Here is a 20641-nt window from a genome sequence, read left to right as displayed (position 1 = left end):
GCGGGGCCGGGCGGCGGCGCGGGACCGGTCAGCGGGTCGTGGCCAGCAGTTCTCGTACGTGGACGGCGGCTGAGTACGTGTCACCGGTGGGCCGGGTGGCGAGGTGCCCCGGCCGGCGTGTCCAGCTCTCCTCCAGGGCGAACCAGTCGACGGCCTCCGGCGCGCGGCCCTCCGCCATCGCGGCCCGCAGCTCCTGGAAGTACGTCGACCACCGCAGCCGGTAGAGCCCGCCGACCAGACCCGCCCACTCGCGGTTGGCGTAGTCGCGCAGTCCGGCGTCCGCGCCCTGCCGGGTGCCCCACACGGTCAGCAGCGACAGATTGTCGTACGCGAGCCGGTCCCGCTCCGCCGCGTCAGCGCCCCAGGCCCGCGCGTCGGCGACCCAACGCCCCAGCAGATGTTGGGAATCGGTGGCCAGCAGGGTCTCCAGTACGTCCATCAGGGCGAGCCAGTCGCCGGTCAGCCGGTCGAAGCAGGGCGCGTCCTCGGCCTCGTACGCCTTCCTGACGCGGGGGAGGAGAACGCGGCTGCGGTTGGAGACGGCCTGGCGGGCCACGTCGAGGAGGTCGCGGCGGTACGCGGAGGAGTTCCGGAGGTCCGCGCGCACCCGGAGCAGTTCGCCGAGTGCAGGCTCGAACTCGGCTGAGTCGTACCGGAGTTGCTTGGGCGACCACTTGGCGGCGGACTTCGCCGTGAGTGAGGGGCGGGCGCCGAACAGCCCGTCGGCACCCTCGCTCCACGAGTCGGCGCGTGTCGTGCCGTACGCGGTGCGGCGCAGAATGTCCCAGGCGGCCTCGGCGTGCGGATCGCGGGCTCCGTAGCGGGCGAGGGCCCACTCCCTGAACCACACCGTGAGGTCCAACTCGCCGGTCTCCCAGGCGAGTTCGGAGAAGAGGTCGAAGGCGGCGGGGTTGTTGTCGGCCGCCTCGGGCAGCAGGGCGACACCTCGCAGGGTGCTGCCCTGCTTGGTGTGCCACTTGTTGAACAGGGCTGCCCAGTCGGGGGTGTTGGCGCCCAGGGTCGTATGGCCGCCGAAGTTCCAGATGGAGCCGAAGGCGTACGGGGTGTCGCCCCAGTCGGCCTCGCGGTCCGTCACCTTCGGGAAGCGGTCGGAGAGGCCGTCGATGACGAGCATGTGGGACTTGGCGACGGCGTCGACGATCGCCCGCGGCGGGTTGCGCTGCCAGCCGAGGATGACCCAGATCGCGTCCGGGTGGGCGGTGAGCAGGGCTTTCTCGACGCCCTTCGCCGCGTCGGCGACCGGAACGTCGCCCGGGTCGCCGCCCTCGTGCAGCAGGTCCATCTTGTAGAGAGTCGAAGGGCCGCCGAACATCTCGTCCTGGGTCCGGTAGAAGGCCGCCGCGACGCGCGCGAAGTGTTCGGTGCGCGGGTCCAGCCAGTCGGGACGCCGCAGTCCCATCCAGGTGCCCTGGGGGACGGTGCGCGCCCCGTCGTTCCGGTCGGCGAAGCCCGGCGGGACCGTGCCGAAGTAGCCCGGGAACACCGGTGTCATGCCCAACTCCCGTACCCGGTCGGTGATTCGGCGCCCGAGCGTGGCGCGGGCGTCGAGGAGCTGCCGTGACACGGGATCCGGGAAGGCGGCGAGATTCTGCATCAGCCACCACGGCTGGTGGGCGGGCCCCGCGATCCACTGCCGCAGTTCCTCGTCCGTGTACCCGAACCCGCGGAAGACGCGGTGGTACAGCGCGTCCGCGCCCGCGTACACCAGCACCTCGTTGTAGCCGTGCAGCGCCAGCACGTCCAGCTCGCGCTCCCAGTACGCCCAGTCGTTGTACGCGCCCGTGTAGCCGTCGTTCGTGTCGTTGAGGGCGAAGCGGTGCGGGACGTTGGCCGTCCGGGTGACCGTGCCGGGGGGGCCGGGCAGATCTGCCGGGAGGTCCAGCTGCTCGCCCGCCCAGCTGATGTTGGCGTGGGTGACGTGCTTCAAGTACCAGCGGAGGCCGGTGAGTTGGGTGGCCGCGGTGTCGCCGGTGATCGTGATGCGGCCGGTTTCGCCGGAGACCCTGAACGCGTCCGTCCCGGCGCCCTTCGCCTCGAATCGCAACTGCCGCCAGTGGTGGGGGAGGAGCCGCCGGGCCGCCCTGGTCGCCGCTGCTGTCGCCGCCTCGGTCACGGGTGCCTCCTTGGCCGGTCTGCCGTCCGAGTGTGCGGGTGCGTGAGAACAAGCAACGGTACCGGCCGCGCCGGCTACGGCGGTCAGGAACGCGCGACGGGCTAGCGGCATGGGTGGGTCTCCGGGGTCGCGGTGCGAGGCTGGGAGTGGGGTGCCGTGGGATGGGTACCCCCGGTGGGGTACCTGGGCACGGCGGCTGGGCCACTTGGGGGAGAACCCGTGGTGAACTGGCCGACGGTTCTTCCTCGCCCTCGCCGCCCCTGCCCATTCCCGTCACTCGGGGCTCCGCACCCGAACCGCCGCTCCTCAAACGCCGGAGGGGCTGGATTTCAGCCCCTCCTCCTGCGGCAGTCGCCTCAGCCGGACACCTCCGCACGTTCCGTGGCCTCGGAACCGGCTCCGGAATCGGCCTCGGCCTTCGCCGGTGCGGTGGACGACTCGCGACCCGGCCGCAGCATCCCCGCCGCCAGTGCCAGGCCCGCCAGCGCGATCCCCGTACCGACCGCGAACGCCAGTCGGTATCCGTCCGCGGTCGCCGTGGCGAGCGCGGTGCCGCTGTCCACGAGGTCGTCGGTGCGGCTCGCCGCGAGGGTCGTGAGGGTGGCGAGGCCCAGGGAACCGCCCACCACCTGAGTGGTGCTGAAGAGGCCGGACGCCAGGCCGGCGTCCTGCTCCAGGGTGCCGGACATCGCGAGCCCGGTCACCGCGGGCAACGCCGCCGCGAACCCGGCGGAGATCAGCAGCAGCGCGGGCAGCACGTCGGCGGCGTACGAACCGTCGGCCGGCACCCGGGCCAGGAGCGCCATCCCGGCCGTGATGAGTACGAGCCCGGCGAGCAGCACGCGGTACGGGCCGAAGCGGCCGATCGTGCGCGCGGACAGGCCCAGCATCAGCACCCCGATCAGGACGGGCGCGGGCAGGAACGCCGTGCCGGTCATCAACTCGCTGAAGCCCAGGACACGTTGGAGGTAGAGCGCCCCGATGTACTGGAAGCCGTACATCGCCGCGACCATCAGGATCTGCACCCCGTTCGCGCCGGTGAGCAGGCGTGAGCGGAACAGCCGGAGTCGGAGCAGCGGACGGGTGGCCCGTGCCTGCCGCAGGGTGAAGGCGACGAAGAGGGCGGCGGAGACCGCCCCCAGCACGAGCGTGGCGCCGAGCCCGCGTTCGCCGGCGCCCACGATCGTGTACACCGTGAGCATCAGTGCGCCGGTGACCAGCGCGGCACCCGGGTAGTCGGCGCCCTTGCCGAGCCCGGCGCCGCGGTCGGGGGCGAGGACGCGCAGAGCGGCGATCCAGGCCACGATCCCGATCGGCAGGTTGATCAGGAAGATCCAGTGCCAGTTGAGCGTCTGGGTCAGGGCCCCGCCGAGGAAGGTGCCGAGCGCGCCGCCCGCCGCGCCGACCGCGCTGAACACGGCGATCGCCTTGGTCTGTTCGCGCGGCTCGGGGAAGAGCGCGATCAGCATGCCCAGCACCACGGCCGAGGTCATCGCCCCGCCGACGCCCTGCAGCGCCCGCGCCGCGATCAGCGTGCCCTGACTCGTGGCGACCCCGCACAGCACGGACGCCACGGTGAACACGACGAGCCCCGCCACGAACATCCGCTTCCGGCCGACCAGATCACCGAGCCGCCCCACGAGCAGCAACAGCCCGCCGAACGGGATCAGGTACGCGTTCACGACCCACGCGAGTCCCGGGGCGGAGAAGCCGAGATCGCCCTGGATCGCGGGCATCGCGACGGTCACGATATTGCCGTCCAGGATCGTCATCAGCGTGCCCGCGCAGAGCACTACGAGAGACGCCCAACGGGAGTACGTTCGCTGTGCCGGACTCTGTTCCGGGCGCGGTGTGGGTCGCTCTGTGGGCGACCCGTTCCGGGACGACATGGCTTTGGCCCTCCGTATCGCTGCAGGTTGTTCCATAGGTGCACGACTTGTAACGGGGGACATCGTGGGTGACCATGGAGACCGGCGTAAGGAGGCACTTCAATGTCCCAGGGGAACACCGGTGTTACTCCGCAGGTGGTGCACGCGGAGGGCTGCCCGGTCCGGGAAGTTCTTGACAGGGTCGCGGGCAAATGGAGCGTGATGATCATCGTGGCCGCCGCTCACGGCCCGATCCGCTTCACCGAGCTGGAGCGCAGCGTCGAGGGCATCAGCCGCCGCATGCTCACGCTGACCCTGCGCAATCTGGAGCGCGACGGACTCCTCACGCGCACCGTCCACCCGACGGTCCCGCCGAAGGTGGAGTACGAACTCACGCCGGTGGCACGTGAGTTGCATGCCAGCCTGCTCGGTCTGACCGACTGGGCGGAACGGCATCGCGTCACGATCGCCGAGTCGCGTGCGGCGTACGACGCCAAGCACCGACCCGAACTGCTCGACGCGTGAGCGCTCCGCCGCGAGCCGGGTACGTGGTGTGTGTGGTGCGTCGGCTGCGGGTGCGTCGTGGCTTGTCGCGCGGTTCCCGGCGCCCCTGAGGGGTGCGCCCCTCAGTTGCTCAGAGGTCGAATCGCCCCGGATCCGAGGCCAGTGCGCGGAAGTAGTCCCTCGGGTCCGCCACCAGCTTGCGCTCCTTGAGGTCCATCAGGCCGCCGACCCCCGTGACCTCGGCGGCGACGGTGCCGTCGGACTTGCGGATCGTCTGCTCGACCCGGAACGTCTTGCCCTCGCCCCAGATGAAGTCGCAGGTCACCTCCACCTCGTCGCCGGCCCGCAGCTCCCGCCGGTAGCGGACGGTCATCTCCAGCGACACCGGGCCCACGCCCTTGGCCGCCAGACCGGCCTGGCTGATACCGGCCGCCTGCAGTAACGACCAGCGGGCGTGCTCCGCGTAGTTCACATACACGGCCTGGTTCAGATGCCCCTGGACATCGGTCTCGTACCCACGCACGGTCACCGGGACGGAAAACGGTTCGGCCATGACTTCTCCCTCAGCGGCTTCAACGGTATCGATGGCAAACAGAATGGGCGCAAGCGTACTGAGCGGTTGCTCGCAGCCGTCAACCATTCAATGACGTACGGCATTCAGGGGTCGTCACGTCCGCCGCGGCGAGGCCAGCAGATACCGCGCGCCCGTACGCGGCTCCGTGTGCTCGCCGACCTGCCAGCCTGCCTGCTCCAGCGTCGCCGCGCACTCACGCAGGGCCCCGGCGTCCGGCCCGCGCACGGCGACGGCCTCCGGCTGGGGCGTCGCCCGCACCCTGTACCCCTCGGTGTCCGCGTCCGCCGGCCGGTGCCCGGCGGCCTCCAGCGCGAGCGCGGCGGACTGCACCAGATGCGTACGTTCCCAGGCGCACGGCCGGTCCACGACGCCGTGGGGATTGGTCATGCGGCGCAGCTCCAGCAGCCCCTGCCAGGCGCTGTGCACCTCACGTATGCGCGACGGACCGGCGTCGACGCCCTCCTCGCCGCCGACCCGGGCGGCGAACACCCCGGAGGACTCCCGGGCGGGCTCGGCGGCCTCCGGAACGCTCGTCGCCGGGGTGGCCGTGGCCGTCTCCTCGCGGACCCGATGCCCGGCGGGCGTCAGGAAGTGATCGTGCGGCGGACGCGGATGCCGGAACGCGAGCTCTCGCCTCACCAGCGCCGCGAGCTGGCTCTCCGTACCCCTGAGCCGTCCGGTCACGGGATCGGCGGCGTCGATGACGCGCCGCTGCGCGGCGGTAGGCGGTCGTGTCATGGCGCGCTCCTTCCCGGTCCGTCGACGAGGGGGCCCACGCGAGGATCCAGGCGATCGGCGGGCCCATTCGAAGGCTACGACCCGGGTCTGACATCGCCCCGTCACGGGCCCGGGAAGCGCACCGTCCGCCGGACCTCCTCCTACTGCCGGTAGCCGCTCAGGAACCGGCCGATCCGGCTGATCGCCGCGTCCAGGTCGTCGGCGTGCGGGAGGGTGAGGATGCGGAAGTGGTCGGGGGTGGGCCAGTTGAAGCCGGTGCCCTGGACGACCTGGATCTTCTCCCGGAGCAGCAGGTCCAGGACGAACTTCTCGTCGTCGTGGATCTTGTGGACCTTGGGGTCCAGGCGCGGGAACGCGTACAGCGAGCCCTTCGGCTTCACGCAGGACACGCCGGGGATCTCGTTGAGTTTCTCCCAGGCCACGGTGCGCTGTTCGTGCAGACGCCCGCCGGGAGCGGTGAGCTCGTGGATGGACTGCCGGCCACCGAGCGCGGCCTGGATGGCGTACTGCGCGGGGGCGTTGGCGCACAGCCGCATGGAGGCCAGCATGGTCAGGCCCTCGATGTAGTTCTTCGCGTGCTGCTTCGGACCGGTGATCACCAGCCAGCCCGAGCGGAAGCCGGCCACCCGGTACGTCTTCGACAGGCCGCAGAAGGTGAGGACGACCAGGTCGGGGGCGAGCGCGGCGACCGAGTGGTGCACGGCGTCGTCGTACAGGATCTGGTCGTAGATCTCGTCGGCGAAGACCATCAGGCCGTGCCGGCGGGCGAGGTCGAGGATGCCCTCGATGATCTCCTTCGGGTAGACCGCGCCGGTGGGATTGTTCGGGTTGATGATGACCACGGCCTTGGTGCGGTCCGTGATCTTCGACGCCATGTCGTCCAGGTCCGGGTACCAGTCGGCCTGTTCGTCGCAGAGGTAGTGGACGGCCTTGCCGCCCGCGAGGGTCGTGACGGCCGTCCAGAGGGGGAAGTCGGGGGCGGGGATGAGGATTTCGTCGCCGTCCTCGACCAGTGCCTGTACGGACATCGAGATCAGCTCGGAGATGCCGTTGCCGAGGAAGACGTCGTCGACGCCGACCTCCAGGCCCAGCGTCTGATAGCGCCCCGCCACGGCCCGGCGGGCCGAGAGGATCCCGCGCGAGTCGGTGTACCCGTGCGCCTGGGGCAGCATCCGGATCATGTCCTGGAGGATCTCCTCCGGCGCCTCGAAGCCGAAGAGCGCGGGGTTGCCGGTGTTCAGGCGCAGCACGCTGTGGCCCGCCGCCTCCAGTGCGTCGGCGTGCTCGATGACAGGGCCGCGGATCTCGTAACAGACCTCGCTCAGCTTGTTCGACTGCCGGAACTCCATGCGCGCTCGCCCCTCCGGTTTCGTGTGTTGCTTGGTTTTACCAAGTTCGAGCTTGGAAAGTCCAACAAGTTGTCTATGCTGCGTCGCATGTCACCTCGCCGAAGCTACGACCAGTACTGTTCCGCTGCCCGGGCCCTCGATTCCCTCGGTGACCGCTGGACCCTTCTGATCGTCCGCGAGCTGCTGGCCGGTCCGCGCCGCTACACCGACCTGCACGCGGATCTGCCCGGTGTGAGCACGGACGTACTCGCCTCCCGGCTCAAGGGCATGGAGCGGGACGGCCTGGCGACCCGACGACGGCTGCCGCCGCCGGGAGCGGTGAACGTGTACGAACTCACCGCCCGTGGGCGCGAGTTGCTGCCCCTCCTCCAAGCGCTCGGCGAGTGGGGCGCGCCGCTGCTGGCGGAACGGCGCCCCACCGACGCGGTACGCGCCCACTGGTTCGCGCTGCCGCTGCTGCGTTCCCTGGAGGGACTTGGCGACGGTGTCGTCCAAGTCCGGCTGGAAGAAGGGGAGTTCTACGTACGACTGGGTGCGCAGGACGGCCAGGTCTACGGGGAGGGCCCGGCCCCCGAGGAACCCGACGCCGGCCTCTCTCTCGACGCCGAGGCATGCACGGCACTCGCGAGAGGTGACCTGGCACTCCTCGACGCGGTACGGGACGGCCGCATCACCGTGACGGGCGAAAGCCTCCTGGCGAAGACACTCCGGGAGGCGTGACCCTGTACCCCCGGGACATCAAGAGGCCCGCCGCACCATGGAGTTGGTGCGACGGGCCTGTCCGCGACCGTCAGGGGCACGGGGCTGTGACATCATGCGGCTCCGCCGCGTGGGCGCGACCCCCCACCGGCCCGCAGACAAGAGCCGGCCGTCCAGCGGAGCGCTACGGCGTAGGTCGCCCCCGAGTCAGCGAGTACCCGCCAACCCCCGCGAGCGCCGCCAGCACGCCGCCCACCGCCGTCCACACCCAGCGGTCGGACCACCAGCCGGAGGCCCAGCCGTCATCGGGCTCGATGCTGGACAGCACGGCGACCGAGGTCTCGGAATCCTCGTCGCTGTCGCCGCCCTTGGCCGCCACGGCGACCCCGGGCACGAGCGGCTCGGCCAGCGAGCCGTCCACCGCGGCGGCCCCGCCGACGTCCTTCGAGTCGACCTGGACCTCGGCGCTCACCGGCAGCCCGAGGTCGGCCGCCTTGAGGCCGACAGTGGTAAGCCGGACGTAGTACGTGCCCGGCAACGGGTCGTCGGCCCACGGCTCGGACCAGGCACGGACCGTACGCAGCGTGCAGGACAGCTCCACGGAGGCCGCGTCCTGGGAGGCCGTCCGCGTCTGCGCCCCGTACTGGCACGCCTGGCGGCGCCGCAGCCCGTCGTACACGTCGACCTGCCAGGTCGCCGAGGCATGCGCGTCGGGCAGCTTCACCGTCGCCTTCACGGTGGGCCGCTGCCCGGCGTCGGCCGGGAACGACCAGTACAGGTAGTCGCCCATGGACGCGCTCGCCGTGGCCCGCTGCCCCTGGTCGACCTCGGTCGCCGTACGGAACGACGTACCGGCCGACGTGGGCGCGGAGTCGTCGTCCGACGGGCTCGCGGAGGGGGAGGAGTCGGCGACCGCGGGGGACACGGCGGCCCCCAGCACCAGCAGGCCCGCCCCCAGGCCACGAACGACACTCGACACACGGATGCTGCTCAACACGCGAGAAATACGCATCAGTTGGTCCTCCAGACCGCGACCCGCCAGCGTGAGACCCAACCCCACAGCACACCGGCGAGGAAGCCGGTGAGCACCAGGGCGGCCAGGAGCCACCAGCCGCGGCCGAGGCCGAAGGAGGCCACGTCGCTCGACGTGTCGGGACCGTCGACGACGTCCACGGTCAGTTCGAGCGGCAGTCCGGGCGTGGTCTTGACGCCGGAGGCCGCCGAGAAGGAGTTGGCGACCTGGAGGCACACGGCCTCGGCCGCGGGCTTGCTGTCGGAATCGTCGTCCTCGCTCTCCGCCTTGGGATAGCGCAGACCGGCGGACATGACGTCGGTCCGGCCGGAGCCGGTCGACTCGCCGCGCACGATCTCGCGCCCGCTCGCGGTCACCGCCCGCAGAGACACCCCGTAGTCGCGGTCGACCTGGCGGTCGGCCGCCACGCTCACCGACGCGCGCAGCTCGAAGCCCGCCGGGACGTCCACGCGGTACCAGCGGTGCTGCCCGAACTCCTCGCGGTCGGTGTAGAGCCCGGACTTGAGCGTGCGTGCCCGCGCGCACGAGTCCGCGCCGTCCACGGCGACCGGCGTGACCACCGGGTCGGCGGCCCGGTCCACCAACTGGTTGACCTTGTCGGTGAGTTCGTCGGTGTGCTCGATCGAGGTGTACGTTCCGCCGGTGGCCTCCGCGATACAGCTCAGCTGCTGCCGCAGTTTGGTGTTCGGCACCAGGCCGAGCGTGTCGATGGTGAGGCCGATCCCCTTGGCGGCGATCTCCCGCGCCACCTCGCACGGGTCCAGCGGGGCACAGGTGTCCTCGCCGTCGCTGATGAGGACGATACGGCGGGAGCCCTCGCCGCCCTCCAGGTCGTCGGCCGCCTTGAGGAGCGCCGGGCCGATCGGGGTCCAGCCGGTGGGCGCGAGGGTCGCGACGGCGGTCTTCGCCTCTGTGCGGTCCAACGGGCCTACGGGGTAGAGCTGTTCGGTGTCCTTGCAGCCTGTCTTGCGGTCGTCGCCGGGGTAGTTGGCGCCGAGTGTCCGTATGCCGAGCTGGACCTCCTCGGGGGTCGCGTCGAGGACCTCGTTGAAGGCCTGCTTCGCCGCGGCCATCCGAGTCTTTCCGTCGATGTCCCGCGCGCGCATCGAACCGCTGACGTCGAGGACGAGGTCGACCTTGGGTGCTGCGTCACCCGTGGGTTCGCCGGCGACGGCTCCGGCCGGGAGGGCGATCCCGGCCGTCAGGGCGGCGAGCAGGGCGCAGGCGCCCACCGCCAGCCGTTGTCTTGTGATCATCGCCGGATCCTATTGATCAATGGCGTCGCGCATCAAAACGAGTGGCGGGGCAGGCCGACTTCCGGGTCGACGAGCGGGTTCGGCAGCCGCGCCCAGCTGTCCCCCGGCCGCTCCGGCGACAGCCGCATCGTCGTCAACGCCTTGGCGGGCAGCGGCTCTTCGAGCAGTGCCGTGAGATCCGGGGTGCGCGGCAGCTCCCGTACGGCCGCAGACAGCGCCTCTCGCAGCGCGGTCGTCGAACCCGCCGTCGCCGCCAGTGCGCCCGCGACGAGCGAGCCGAAGAGCTTGCTGCGCAGGACGGACTCGTCGTCCGTGACGATACGGCCCGTCAGTTCCGGTGCCGGAACGCCGTGGCGGGCCAGCCGTGCCGGGCTGATCCGGATGTCGGCCAGGTCGCGGTAGACGAGCCGCAGCGGGGCGCCCGCGGGCGAGAGCACCACCAGCAGGTTCTGGCCGTGCGCCTCCAGCGCCACGCCCAGGTCGAGCAGCCGCAGCCCGACGGCGAGCGCGAGCCGGCTGAACTCGGCCAGCCAGGCCGGGGACTGGGGCAGCACGGTCGAGGCGAGGGCGGCGACCGGGACGACCCGCTCGCCCGTCCCCGCGTACACGTCCGGGGACTCGCGCAACACCGCTGCCAGATCAGGGGTGTTGGCGGTGACCGCGCCGAGGGTCCGGGTGATGTGGAGCATCCCGTCCATGCGCCCGGCCATCGCCTCCATGAACGCCGAGACGGCCGACGCCGACTCGATCGAGTACACCGAGATGTCCCGCACGGAGGAGGTCAGCCGGGCGCTGAGCGCCGTCTTGACGTGCGGTCCGTCCGGGAGGGCCAGGGTGCGCAGGGACATCAGGGGATGCGCGGCCAGGCTCTCCCCGGCGACGTCTTCCCCGACCGCCCTCTCGTCCTTCAGCACATGCCGCGCCTGCCACGGATGTACGGGGATCAGCACGCGCCCGGCCTCCCGGTACGGCCACTCCCCGCCCGCCAGGCAGGCGCCCTCCGGCACGGCCACAAGACCCAGCTCGACGTCCGCCCGGTGCTCCGGCGCGTACGCCAGCTGCTCGGCCACCGAAAAGCCGGGCCGGGAACGGCAGTTGGGATGGAACGGATGCCCGTCCACGACCCGCTGCTCCCACCCCCAGGACGTGAAAGGGGAACTCTTCGCGGGCTGGTTGGCGCGGGAGAGGGCCAACGAGGCGACGCTGTGGCCGAGTTCGACGGCGAAGGCGTGCCCGTGCGGCAGCCCGAGTGCCGTCATGAGCGCGGCCGGGTGGCGGTACGCCGTCCCGTCCAGCTCGACCTCCCTGACGGTGGCGGCCGTCGTGTACGCGTCCGAGACCGGGCCGTACAGACGACGCCCGTCCGCCAGCCGGAGCACCAACCCGTCCTGCCCCGCCGCCTCCCGGCGCGCGACCCACGGCAGCGGCTCATGGACGAGCCCGCGCCACAGCCGGGTCAGCACGGCCGCGCGGGCACCGGGGAGTTCGACCGCGTACGGGGACAGCAGGGCGGGGCGTACGGTGCGCAGCTCGGCGGCGAGAACGGCCTCGGTCTCGGCCGGGGTCCGGGGAGGGTGCACAGAGGGCTCCTAGGGTGTGGGGACGGCGTCGCGGCCGGGTACAACGCCGGACATACTGAGCGCCAGGGCACCGTACGCAACGAACGGATCGCGTGGACCTCATGCACCCCATGCCACCCATGCACCCCATGCCCTCCGGGGACGGCATCGGCGAAGCGGCCGATGCGTACGCGGCGGCACCGCTGCTCAACTGTCTGCTGCGGGAACTCGGCGAGCCCGCTCCGGGGCCCGGGGAGTCCGGGGACCGGCGCGTGTACCGGCTGCCGGCCGGGGGACGGCTCCTGCGGGTGCGCGACGGACGCCGTCCCGCCGAGCCGGAGGTGTACGCCGCCGGTGCCTGGCAGCGCATCAGCCACGCCGAACTGGTCAAGCTCACCGCCGAGGTCCTCCGCGGGCACACCGGCCTGTCGAACCCCGAACTGCCCATCGAGATGATCGACAGCCGGGACGCGGTGGCGGCGATCCTGACCGCCCGGGAGGGGGTGACCCCGCCCGACGACCTGTACCGGCGTTCCGAACAGTCCCTGATCACCGGACATCCCTACCATCCCGCGCCCAAGGCCCGCGGCGGAGGCCCGGTCACCGGCTGGATTCCGTACGCCCCCGAGGCGTACACCCGCTTCCCGCTGGTGCTTCTGGGGCTGCGGGAGGACGTGTGCGTCGAGGACGGTGACACGGGCGCGCTCGACGCGCTGGGCGAGGCCCCGCCCGGCTATCGCCTCCTGCCCGTCCACCCCTGGCAGCTCGACCTCGTCGGCGCCCGCCCGGAGATCCGCGAGGCCCTCGCGGACGGCCGCCTCGTACGACTGGGCCCCTCACCGTGGACTGCCTGGCCGACGGCGGCCGTCCGCACTCTGTACGTCCCCGACACCGACCTCTTCCTCAAGTTCAGCCTCGACGTCCGCATCACCAACGACATCCGCCGTCTCTGGAGGCACGACCTCCTCCGGCTGCGCCGCACGGACGCGGCGGTGACCTCGGCCTTCGCGGCCACGGGCACCCCCGCGGCCTGGCTGAGCGACCGCGGCTACCGCACCGCGGACTTCGCCTTCGAGGAGCTCGCCGTCCTCGTACGCGACGGGCTCCGCACCCATGTGACCCCCGGCGCGACGCCGGTCCTGGCGGCCGCGCTGACGGAGAGGACGCGGGGCGCGGAGGGTTCGCACGGTCCGCATGCCCAGGCCTTCGCGGGCAACCCCCTCGAAGGCCTCGCCGACCCGGCCGCCTGGTGGACGGCGTATCTGCGTCAAGTCGTACCGCCCGCCCTGGAGTTGTTCGCCCGGCACGGGGTCGTACTCGAAGCGCACCTGCAGAACACGGTGATCGCCGTGGACGCCGACGGGATGCCGGCGCAGGCGCTGTTCCGTGACGCGGAAGGCGTGAAACTGCTGTCCGAGGTGACGCGCGCGGCCGGGTGGGAGCGGCTGGTGTACTGCCTCGTCGTCAACAACCTCCTGGAGATCGCGGAGGCACTGGGGGAGAGGTACCCGGGCGTGCGGCTCCGGGCTGCAGTGCGACGCGAGCTGACGCGGTGCGGCGGGGAGCTGCCCGAGGCGGCCGAACTGCTCCGGGCACCGACCCTGCCCGGCAAGACCAATCTGCTGCTGCGCTGGACCGGCGCGGACGGCGCCGACGCACGCTATCTGCCCGTCCCGAACCCCTTGAGTACGCCGGACGCGGCGGGCAGCGGGCAGTGGACGCCGGTCGGCCGCCTGAGCGACTGAATGTCAGTGGCCGGTGTGCTGCGAGGGACAGGAGCCGAGCTCACCTGTGTCAGTCCTGGTTGTTGTGGGTGAGGGCGCTGGGGATGGGACGTTGCCGGGGCGAAACAAGAGGGCGGTTGCGTCGTTTGTCTCTGTAATTCGTCGAACGCTCGGTGCGCCGCTCCGTGGCGCACCCGGGAGGGACAGGTCCATGGTGAACGAAGTCCTACGTCGTTGTCTGCGCCGAGTTGTGGTGTTCGCAGCCGTGGCTGCGGTCTGCTTCTCGCCCGCACACGCTGGGCCGGCTGGCCCAGCTGGAAGCGGGCCGGTCCTTGACATGAACTTTCCTGATCCGGACGTGGTGAGGGCGGGAGGTGTGTTCCACGCGTATGCCACGAGTGGGAACGGCAAGAACGTGCAGCGGGCCACGTCGAGGGATCTGGTGCGCTGGTCGGCCGCCACGCGTGACGTCCTGCCGGTGCTGGGGGAGTGGGTCGATCCTGTTGAGCCGCGGGTATGGGCGCCGGAGGTGTTCGACAACGGCCGTGGTTTCACCCTGTACTACACCGCGCATGACCGGGCCGGTGGACGGCAGTGCATCGGTGTCGCCCTGTCGGTCTCGCCGCAGGGGCCGTTCCGTCCGGTGGGAGAGGGCCCGCTGATCTGTCCCGCTGACCAGGGAGGCGCTATCGACGCGGCCAGTTACAGCGAAGACGGGCGTCGGTATGTCGTGTGGAAGAACGACGGGAACTGCTGCGGCATGCGAACCTGGCTGCATGTGCAGTCCGTTTCTGAGGACGGCACGCGTCTTCTGGGCGAGCCGGTAAGGCTGTTGACGCAGGACCGTGAGTGGGAGGGCGAAGTGGTCGAGGCGCCCACACTGATCAAACGCGGTCGACAGTATGTGCTGCTTTACTCGGGCGGGCCGTACCGCACGGATGCCTACGGCGTCGGGTACGCGGTGGCGGACCGTCTCACGGGCCCCTACGTCAAGGCGGACGCACCGTTGATGACGACGAACACCTTCGCGGGGAGAGTACGTGGTCCGGGTGGCCAGGACGTGGTGGCTGGTGCGGACGGCCGGGACCGGATCGTGTTCCACGGCTGGAACGCTGACCGCTCCTGGCGAATGATGTACGCGGCGGATCTGTCCTTCAGCGGCGGTCGGTTGACCGTCAGCGCAGGTTCGACATCGCGGTGAAGCCGGTAATGAGCCGTCAACACTGACTTGCGATGAGCCGTCGACACCGACTTGCGCGGGTCGTCGGCGCGACTGGCTCGGGTCGGGCTTCGGTCCTCGCCGCGTAGGTACCACTATCCCCACTTGTGTCGGTTTGTGTCCTTGCACCGAGTGGCGCGAAGCCCGGAGGTGCTGTCCTCCAAACAGGCATCCGTCGCCTCGTTGGAGAGTGTTGTCGACTCGTCGGTCCAGGTCCTGACATTCCACTTGCCCGATGTCGCGGTGGCACACGCGCCCATACGTACCTTGGTGCCTTGATCGTGCAGGCAGGCTCCGGTGGCATGGTTTCTCAGGTAGTGGGTGCCATCGGGCAGGGCGTGCACCGTCCACCGCTGATAGCTCAGTCCGTTGCACGCGTAGGTGCGCAGTCCGTGATCCAGGCTGTGGTCCAGGCAGCGGCCGGTGGTCCTGTTGATGAAGGGCTGGACGGTGTCCGACCGGCCGGGCCTGTTCCCAGGGCCCAGCAGCGCAGCCCCGGACGGTTGTTGTGCGGGCGCCGGCCCAGGGATCGCGACGAGCGCGGTGAGCAGTGCGCCGGTGACGCCGCCTACCAGTACGCCCGCCAGGGCGAAGGCCCAGCGGCTGCGCATCCACTCCCGCGCCTCGCGGATCCAGTACACGTCTTCGACGGTTGGTGCCGGCTTCGGAGCCGGCACGGATGCCGCCCTGGCGGCGGGCTCTGGCGCCCCCGCGGATGTCGCCTCAGCGGGAGCCGGTGTCTCTGTGAATGGAGTTGTGGCGCCGGACGTGGGCTGGCATCGGTCAGCGGCCTCCCACAGCGCCCGGTACTCGATCGGGTCCACTCCCAGTGCTTCGCACAGCTGGGCAACGGTGGCCCACGGCGGCACCGTGATCCCTTGGAAGTAGCGCGACAGCGACGAGTCGCTGATGCGGACCTGAGTCTCCAGGCTGCGCAGTGTGCGCCCCGATTGCTGCTGCAGGCTCCGCAGCGCGTCTCCCAGCTTCCGTGCTGCCGCACGATGGCCTGGTCGTTGGCCGGTCATCGAGAAGAGGGCCTTTCCGCAGGGGGAGCGACGGCGTCCCGCCGGCTGTCCCATGTCCCGGGACGGATACGTCCCAGCAGGTCAGGACTGTATTTATCCCGACATCGGTGAAGCAAGCGGGATCCGGTTGTGACGGTGCGTAATTCTGCGCAAACTCGGCGTACCGGCTGAGCGGATCACCCCCGAGGGTGAGCGTGCCGGTGGTCGTGGCTGTGTCGGCGGATTCCGCACGGGCCCGACTTCGAACCCCTCTGAAAGGACTTTCACCATGCGTGTACGCACTGCGCTGTCCGCCTTCGCGGCGATCACAGTGGTCGGGCTCGGTCTGGGCTGGGCGGCGCCTGCCGTCGCGGCACCGGTCGCGGCATCCCACCAGGTGGCCGCGGTCCAGGCGGCCGACGGCCTCGACGTCCACCGCGGCAAGTACATGACCTTGGGCGGCTGCCAGACGGCCGGCCAGCAGGGCATCGACCGTGGGCACTGGGACAACTACCAGTGCGCCGAGGGCTCCATGTGGCCCTGGGTGTGGAACCTGTGGACCAACCGCTGAGAACCAACCGCTGAGAACCAACCACTGACAACCCGGCGCTGTCGGTGGCCTCCTCTCAAGCAGGAGGAGGCCACCGGCGGCCGGTAGCGGCCCAAACCTCAGACAGACAGACAGAGACAGACTGTCCGGTCGCTCCTCGCAGGACACCGTCACGCGTTCTGGCCGGGCGGCAACTCTGCGGCGCCGACGGCCCGGACAGCCCTGCGCACGGCTCCCGTTCCTTGGCGGCGGCAAACTGCGCCACTGGGCCGAGGACACGCTCGTACACGATGCGGCCGTCCCAGGGCAGAACTGCCAGAGCCCTCTGGACGTCCACCAGCGCGCCCTGCGCCCAGGGCCCGTTCGGCAGGAACTCATGCCGCCTGCGGCACTCGCCGCAACGGGGACGCCCGGCGCCGACCACAGAAGCGTACGACCACGCCTTCGTCGACCCGGCCGACCCATCAGGACCATCCACCAACATTCCGGATTCCGGAGAAAGAGGATTCCCATGTCCATCCGCCCCCACCGCACCCCTCTGTTCGGCGTCCCACGCCCCGCTGCGCTGCTGCGCCGGCTCCTGCCGACGCTCGCCCTGACCTGCCTTGCCGCAAGCGGCCTCGCGACGCCCGCCGACGCGTCGACCACGGCGGCGGCTCCCGCACACGTCGGCACGACGGGGGTTCGGCCCGCCGCCGCGCAGGCCGCCGCCTCCTTCCCCACCTGGGGAACACGCTGGGTCGTGCACGCAACGCAGGACATCAACTCGCCCTCCGTGGGAATGATCAACCAGACCTCCCCCGGCCAGGACCGCATCACGGCCGACTACCAGGTCGACACCGGCCGCAGGGTGTGCGAGGGCAGCGCCTGCTCAACCTTCATGGCCCACATCACCCAGCCCGTCACCGGCTTCCTCACCGTTGTCGCGGTGGACATCCCCGAAGACCGGCTGCCGGGCGTCCCCGTGAAGGAAGTGCCGCCCACCCAGCAGCCCGGCTCGCGGCAGCAGACCCTGCAGCGCGCCGCGGCCTGGCTCACTGCCAACAACGGACGCCCGGTGCCCTACAACCAGGGCTTGTACTGGCAGAACGGCTACCGGCAGGACTGCTCCGGCTACGCCTCCATGGCGCTCGGCCTGCCCACACCCGGCACCAACACCGTGGGGCTGGCCAACCGCAATCTCACGCGCCCGATTCCCATGAGCGAGCTCCAGCCCGGTGACCTCGTCATCGACGCCATCGGCAACAACAACACGCGCCACGTCGTCATCTTCGAGAAGTGGAACGACGCTGACCACCGCTCGTACACGGCCTACGAACAGCGGAGCGTGTACGGCACCAGTCACCGATCGCTGACCTACGGGCTGACAGCCGGCAGCGAGTACAAGGCCCACCGCCCACTCCAGTACGGAAACTGACGTGGCGTAATAACGGTGCGTGCCCCGCGCTTCTCGCGGGGCACGCACCGCTGGCCGCCCGCGGTGCCATGCCGTCGAAGCAGTGGTAGGCACCGGGCCGTACGTGCGGTTCGGCGGGTCGGTCATCGACCTGTCGGTCCGCTACGGCCGGAGAACAGGAACTCCAGACCGACGACGCCCGCCCGCAACTCCTCGGCGAGTACGGCGAGTTCGATGGCGCGGCCGAGCCGTTCGTGCGCAGCGTCAAGTGGACGTGGGCCGCGTGGGCGGCGGGTCAGTGGTGAACTGCTGGTGCCCTATGACCGAGAGCAGTTGGAGTTTCCCGTGGCTTGCCGTGCCGGGACGCGTGGTCATCACGAGCAGGGTCTGTGCGCGGTTGTCGGTGAACAGGACCTGGCAGTCGACGTCGATACGGCCCAGCTCGGGGTGAACGAGGGTTTTGTGGTCCTCGAACCGCTTGGCGACCTCGTGCCGATCCCACACGCGGACGAATTCAGGGCTGCGCTCGCGTAGTTCGGCGACGATCTGCGCGGCTCTGGGGTCGCTGCGGTCGTCGGTCAGCGCCGCCCGCAGGGCGGCCGCCTGAATCCGGCTCTGCCTCGGGTGGTCTTCTTCCGGGTAGTGGGTCCGCTCGGCCGGATCGGTGAACCAGCGGTAGTAGGCGCTGCGTGCCAGACCGGTGTGGCGGGTCTGGTCGCCGAGCAGCGCGATCGCGAGCGGGTTCTGCACCAGGGTGTCGGCGAGATCGGACAGCACCAGGGCCGGGGTGTCGTCGAGGCGGTCCAGGACCCGCATCAGAGCCGGGTCCACGTGCTCGGAGCGAAGGAAGCGCGCTGGGGCGTTGTGCCCGACGAGGCGGAAGAGGTGGTCGCGTTCGTCCAGGGTCAGGCGCAGGGCGCGGGCGAGGGCGGCTGCCATCTGCTCGGAGGGCTGCGGGCCGCGCCGCTGTTCGAGTCGGGCGTAGTAGTCGGTGGACATGCCGGCGAGCTGGGCGACCTCTTCTCGGCGCAGTCCCCGGGTGCGCCGGCGCGGGCCGTCGATCAGTCCGACATCGCCGGGCCGCAGCGTCTCACGCCGCCGACGCAGGAACTCCGACAGTCCTTCTCTGTCCATGCCCTCCATGGTGGCCGCTGCCTGCCCATTCATCCAGGGACCGCCGATCCGCGGCTCAGCCCCTCTGGCGGGCGGAGCCGGCCGGCGGCGGCCCTCGGACGGGGAGCGCCGGTCCCTGGGACAAGCGCTCCTCTCCCACCCAGCCGCAGGCGCGGCCAGGGTGGGTGGCGCGGGGCGCACCGGCTCCCGCCGCGAAGGAGGGAACACTTCCATGAAGACGACGGGCAACACGATTCTGATCACGGGCGGCACCTCGGGCATCGGGCTCGGCCTGGCCCTGCGCTTCCTTCAGGCAGGCAACGAGGTGATCGTCGCCGGCCGGCGCAAGGGTCTGCTCGACCAGATCACGACCGACCACCCAGGCATCGAGACGATCGTCCTCGACGTCACCGACCTCACGTCGATCGTCCACGCCCGCGAGACGGTGACCAGCACCTGTCCGGAGGCGAACGTCCTGGTCAATCAACGTCAGCTCCGGGCCGGCGTTCGTACCGCTGCCGGTCACGCCGACCTGCAACGCCACCAAAGCCGCGGTCCACCCCTTCAGCGAGAGCCTGCGCGTCCAGCTCGCCGGAACCTCCGTCAGGGTCGTCGAACTGGTCCCGCCGGCCGTGCGGACCACCTTGATGGGGCAGCAGGACAGTGCGCAGACCATGCCGCTGGAGGACTTCCTCTCCGAAGTCATGACCCTCCTGCGCACGCGGCCCGACGCCAGGGAAATCCTCGTCGAGAACGTCAAGCCCCTGCGCCATGCCGAGGCCAACGGCGCCTATGACAGCGTCCTGGCCATGCTCAGCGGCCACTGACCCGAAGTGTGCGCGAAGGCGGGACAGCCCACACCGGCCGCACCGGCGTCGGATCGGCGTGATCACCCCTGGTTACTATGCTCACTTCATGCCGGAAGCCGGAAACAAGGGGCGGACGGCCATTGACGGACTGTGAAGTGGGTGGCCCGGGAAAATGCTGAGAGAGGTTACCGCGACCCGTTACATCGAACCCTTGCGGGCAGGCGGTTCCGTGCCCGGAGTCGTCGAGGCCGACGACCTGGGCACCTACGTCGTGAAGTTCACGGGCTCGGCGCAGGGGCGCAAGGCGCTGGTCGCCGAGGTGATCGTGGGGGAGCTGGCGCGAGCCCTCGGGCTGCGGTTCCCCGAGCTGGTGCTGGTGCACTTCGACCCGGCGATCGGCGCGCACGAGCCGCACCAGGAGGTCCAGGACCTGCTCCGGGCCAGCGCGGGCCTGAATCTCGGCATGGACTACCTGTCCGGCGCCAAGGACTTCACGCCGGAGGTCGCGGAGACGTTCCCCGTGGACCCGCTGGAGGCGGGCAGGATCATCTGGCTGGACGCCCTCACGGTCAACGTGGACCGTACGACGCACAGTTCGAACCTGATGGTCTGGCCCACGCTCGGCGTCGCGCCCCCACGGCTGTGGCTGATCGACCACGGCGCGGCCCTGGTCTTCCACCACCGCTGGGACGCCTCCGAGCCGGAGAAGGCGTACGACTTCCGGCGGCACGCGCTCGGCGGGCACACCCCCGACACCCGCGCGGCGGACGCCGAGCTCGCGTCGAAGGTGACGGAGCAACTGCTGCGCGCGATCACGGCGGAGGTGCCCGACGCCTGGCTCGACGGCGAGCCCGGTTTCGCGACCCCGGACGAGGCCCGTGAGGCGTACGTCGGCTACCTCCTCGCCCGTGCCAGGTCCTCCGCGGCCTGGCTCCCCACGGACTTCCCCACCCGCGAGCAGCTGGCCGCCGAGGACGCGGACCGTGCGGCGAAGACCCGGCGGGGGCGGCCGAACTGGCTCCAGCAGGTCCCCGACCTGCACGGCAAGCCGGCGGCGGAACAGGATTGGTCGGTGCACCTCGGATGACCGCCGAGAATGCTGGTGTGACTGC

18 protein-coding genes and 1 pseudogene are annotated in these 20641 nt (G+C 70.8%); 9 read left to right on the top strand and 10 right to left on the bottom strand.

What is annotated here, in order from left to right:
• Positions 1-28: 28 nt before the first annotated feature.
• On the bottom strand, positions 29-2245 hold the full coding sequence (locus ACH4YP_RS04825) for an alpha-N-acetylglucosaminidase (RefSeq protein WP_398489355.1): 2217 nt from the start codon (positions 2243-2245) through the stop codon (positions 29-31).
• A 245-nt stretch (positions 2246-2490) separates the two neighbouring features.
• Entirely contained in the window at positions 2491-3906 is a 1416-nt protein-coding gene (locus tag ACH4YP_RS04820; RefSeq protein WP_398489353.1) for an MFS transporter, read from the bottom strand.
• A 219-nt stretch (positions 3907-4125) separates the two neighbouring features.
• On the opposite strand from ACH4YP_RS04820, the gene ACH4YP_RS04815 reads away from it, so the two are divergent.
• Positions 4126-4527, top strand: a complete 402-nt coding sequence (locus ACH4YP_RS04815) for a winged helix-turn-helix transcriptional regulator (RefSeq protein WP_398489352.1) — start codon at positions 4126-4128, stop codon at positions 4525-4527.
• A 109-nt stretch (positions 4528-4636) separates the two neighbouring features.
• On the opposite strand, the gene ACH4YP_RS04810 is transcribed toward ACH4YP_RS04815, so the two are convergent.
• The 3 genes from ACH4YP_RS04810 to ACH4YP_RS04800 all read right to left on the bottom strand — a co-directional run bounded on the left by ACH4YP_RS04810 (position 4637) and on the right by ACH4YP_RS04800 (position 7167).
• Entirely contained in the window at positions 4637-5059 is a 423-nt protein-coding gene (locus tag ACH4YP_RS04810) for an acyl-CoA thioesterase (RefSeq protein WP_398489351.1), read from the bottom strand.
• A gap of 114 nt (positions 5060-5173) precedes the next feature.
• Positions 5174-5818 carry a hypothetical protein gene (locus ACH4YP_RS04805; RefSeq protein WP_361067302.1) on the bottom strand — a complete coding sequence of 215 codons (645 nt, stop codon included), beginning with the start codon at positions 5816-5818 and terminating at the stop codon, positions 5174-5176.
• Positions 5819-5958: 140 nt separating this feature from the next.
• Complete coding sequence (locus tag ACH4YP_RS04800) at positions 5959-7167, bottom strand: pyridoxal phosphate-dependent aminotransferase (protein WP_361067305.1); 1209 nt, start codon at positions 7165-7167, stop codon at positions 5959-5961.
• Between the two features lie 87 nt (positions 7168-7254).
• Here ACH4YP_RS04800 and ACH4YP_RS04795 point away from each other — a divergent pair, with 87 nt between their 5' ends.
• Positions 7255-7887, top strand: a complete 633-nt coding sequence (locus ACH4YP_RS04795; RefSeq protein WP_398489350.1) for a winged helix-turn-helix transcriptional regulator — start codon at positions 7255-7257, stop codon at positions 7885-7887.
• 163 nt (positions 7888-8050) lie between these two features.
• Here ACH4YP_RS04795 and ACH4YP_RS04790 read toward each other — a convergent pair whose 3' ends face one another.
• From ACH4YP_RS04790 to ACH4YP_RS04780, 3 genes are read right to left on the bottom strand one after another with little or no spacing between them, the layout of a single operon-like run.
• The gene (locus ACH4YP_RS04790) at positions 8051-8878 is read right to left on the bottom strand and encodes a hypothetical protein (protein ID WP_398489348.1); all 828 of its coding nucleotides are present in this window, start codon (positions 8876-8878) and stop codon (positions 8051-8053) included.
• Positions 8878-10155, bottom strand: coding sequence for a VWA domain-containing protein (locus ACH4YP_RS04785; RefSeq protein WP_398489347.1), 1278 nt, complete (start codon positions 10153-10155; stop codon positions 8878-8880). Before ACH4YP_RS04785 ends, ACH4YP_RS04790 begins: the two co-directional genes overlap by 1 nt.
• Before the next feature lie 32 nt (positions 10156-10187).
• Positions 10188-11735 (bottom strand): IucA/IucC family protein, encoded by a 1548-nt coding sequence (locus ACH4YP_RS04780; protein ID WP_398489346.1) that lies wholly within the window; start codon positions 11733-11735, stop codon positions 10188-10190.
• 119 nt (positions 11736-11854) lie between these two features.
• On the opposite strand from ACH4YP_RS04780, the gene ACH4YP_RS04775 reads away from it, so the two are divergent.
• Together ACH4YP_RS04775 and ACH4YP_RS04770 are read left to right on the top strand one after the other, a co-directional pair.
• Positions 11855-13459 (top strand): IucA/IucC family protein, encoded by a 1605-nt coding sequence (locus ACH4YP_RS04775; RefSeq protein ID WP_398489344.1) that lies wholly within the window; start codon positions 11855-11857, stop codon positions 13457-13459.
• Between the two features lie 190 nt (positions 13460-13649).
• Positions 13650-14639: a glycoside hydrolase family 43 protein gene (locus ACH4YP_RS04770; protein ID WP_398489343.1), complete on the top strand. Its 990-nt coding sequence runs from the start codon at positions 13650-13652 to the stop codon at positions 14637-14639.
• 113 nt (positions 14640-14752) lie between these two features.
• On the opposite strand, the gene ACH4YP_RS04765 is transcribed toward ACH4YP_RS04770, so the two are convergent.
• Positions 14753-15682: a helix-turn-helix domain-containing protein gene (locus ACH4YP_RS04765; RefSeq protein ID WP_398489341.1), complete on the bottom strand. Its 930-nt coding sequence runs from the start codon at positions 15680-15682 to the stop codon at positions 14753-14755.
• A 268-nt stretch (positions 15683-15950) separates the two neighbouring features.
• On the opposite strand from ACH4YP_RS04765, the gene ACH4YP_RS04760 reads away from it, so the two are divergent.
• Both ACH4YP_RS04760 and ACH4YP_RS04755 read left to right on the top strand, forming a co-directional pair.
• On the top strand, positions 15951-16232 hold the full coding sequence (locus ACH4YP_RS04760; RefSeq protein WP_361067327.1) for a hypothetical protein: 282 nt from the start codon (positions 15951-15953) through the stop codon (positions 16230-16232).
• Positions 16233-16722: 490 nt separating this feature from the next.
• Positions 16723-17628 (top strand): hypothetical protein, encoded by a 906-nt coding sequence (locus tag ACH4YP_RS04755; RefSeq protein ID WP_398489340.1) that lies wholly within the window; start codon positions 16723-16725, stop codon positions 17626-17628.
• 243 nt (positions 17629-17871) lie between these two features.
• On the opposite strand, the gene ACH4YP_RS04750 is transcribed toward ACH4YP_RS04755, so the two are convergent.
• The gene (locus ACH4YP_RS04750; protein ID WP_398489338.1) at positions 17872-18741 is read right to left on the bottom strand and encodes a helix-turn-helix domain-containing protein; all 870 of its coding nucleotides are present in this window, start codon (positions 18739-18741) and stop codon (positions 17872-17874) included.
• Between ACH4YP_RS04750 and ACH4YP_RS04745 the strand changes: the two are divergent.
• The 3 genes and pseudogenes from ACH4YP_RS04745 to ACH4YP_RS04735 form a co-directional block, all read left to right on the top strand.
• A pseudogene (locus ACH4YP_RS04745) lies at positions 18740-19325 on the top strand (SDR family NAD(P)-dependent oxidoreductase); the annotation flags it as partial. The gene ACH4YP_RS04750 and the pseudogene ACH4YP_RS04745 overlap by 2 nt on opposite strands.
• 42 nt (positions 19326-19367) lie before the next feature.
• Positions 19368-19547 carry a hypothetical protein gene (locus tag ACH4YP_RS04740; protein WP_361067364.1) on the top strand — a complete coding sequence of 60 codons (180 nt, stop codon included), beginning with the start codon at positions 19368-19370 and terminating at the stop codon, positions 19545-19547.
• A 154-nt stretch (positions 19548-19701) separates the two neighbouring features.
• Entirely contained in the window at positions 19702-20616 is a 915-nt protein-coding gene (locus ACH4YP_RS04735) for a HipA family kinase (RefSeq protein ID WP_398489337.1), read from the top strand.
• Positions 20617-20641 lie beyond the last annotated feature (25 nt).

Origin of the sequence: Streptomyces sp. NPDC020747, from assembly GCF_044334695.1 — a bacterium.
Classification (GTDB): domain Bacteria; phylum Actinomycetota; class Actinomycetes; order Streptomycetales; family Streptomycetaceae; genus Streptomyces.
The sequence above is the reverse complement of the archived record's forward strand: the minus strand, read 5'-3'. Positions and strand labels throughout refer to the sequence as shown.